At 41.3% G+C, this 763-nt stretch carries 1 protein-coding gene and 1 pseudogene; one reads left to right on the top strand and one right to left on the bottom strand.

Features of this window, described 5'->3' with window-relative positions:
• Positions 1–214 (top strand): annotated as a pseudogene (locus GMA8713_RS27150) (IS630 family transposase); the annotation flags it as partial.
• A 212-nt stretch (positions 215–426) separates the two neighbouring features.
• On the opposite strand, the gene GMA8713_RS26040 reads toward GMA8713_RS27150, so the two are convergent.
• A partial coding sequence (locus GMA8713_RS26040; RefSeq protein WP_157515497.1) for an IS630 family transposase occupies positions 427–763 on the bottom strand: 337 nt, incomplete at its 5' end.

Genomic DNA, 763 nt, shown 5'->3' with positions numbered 1-763 from the left:
GGCCAACCCCAAATTTGTCTTGTTATTTCAGCCTGTCTATTGCCCTTGGGTCAATGTGATAGAAAGGCTATGGCATGCACTACATGAGACCATCACACGCAATCATCAATGCAAGTACATGTACCAGTTATTGGCACAGGTGAAGCACTTTATGGCGACGGCATCACCGTATCCTGGCTCAGGTCATGGGATGGCAAAAAAGACTCACAATTAGGATCAGCTATTTAGCGGAATTAAAGAATTTGATGGCTGTGACACTGCACCAAAAATAGAATTTAAATATTTCGAAAATAATATAGAACTAAATGTAAATGAAAAAATAAAATCATTAAAGCATCGATTGAAGTACCTATCTGAAATTGTTGATATAAAAACACCGATAGATAATGAGTTACAATCAAAGCTAAATAACTGATCCGAATAGTGCTACATTTTCGCCGTGCCGTGGCAACCTCCCGGGTAAGGCGATACGTTATCCATAAAGTGCTTCACCTTCCTGAGCAATTGCCACATATGTTTACACCTGTGATTCCGAGTAATTGTCTCATGGAGAGCATTCCACAATCGTTCTATGACGTTGACCCAAGGGCAATAAACGGGCTGGAACAGCAGCCTGAACTTTGGGTTCTTCTTGAGCCAAGCCTTCGTTTTTTTACTTTTGTGGATGATGTAGTTATCCAGTATCAAGGTGACACTTTTGGCTCGGCGGTAGTGCCACTTTAGCTTCTCCAGCATGGCAATGAATAGGTCTGAGTCTTTCTTT

Origin of the sequence: Grimontia marina, assembly GCF_900060185.1 — a bacterium.
GTDB classification, from domain to species: Bacteria; Pseudomonadota; Gammaproteobacteria; order Enterobacterales; family Vibrionaceae; genus Enterovibrio; species Enterovibrio marinus.
Note: the sequence above shows the minus strand (reverse complement) of the source record. Positions and strands in the feature narration are given on the sequence as shown.